The 221-nt window shown below is 52.9% G+C and carries 1 rRNA gene; it reads left to right on the top strand.

Going from position 1 to position 221, the window contains the following annotated elements:
• Positions 1 to 221 (top strand): 23S ribosomal RNA (locus HMPREF2886_RS23745); the annotation flags it as partial.

Genomic DNA, 221 nt, shown 5'->3' with positions numbered 1-221 from the left:
GAGAGAACTCGGGTGAAGGAACTAGGCAAAATGGTGCCGTAACTTCGGGAGAAGGCACGCTGGCGGTAGGTAAAGTCCCTCGCGGACAGAGCTGAAGCCAGTCGAAGATACCAGCTGGCTGCAACTGTTTATTAAAAACACAGCACTGTGCAAACACGAAAGTGGACGTATACGGTGTGACGCCTGCCCGGTGCTGGAAGGTTAATTGATGGGGTTAGCGT

Source organism: Pseudomonas sp. HMSC066A08, assembly GCF_001813025.1.
GTDB classification, from domain to species: domain Bacteria; phylum Pseudomonadota; class Gammaproteobacteria; order Pseudomonadales; family Pseudomonadaceae; genus Pseudomonas; species Pseudomonas aeruginosa.
Note: the sequence above shows the minus strand (reverse complement) of the source record. Positions and strands in the feature narration are given on the sequence as shown.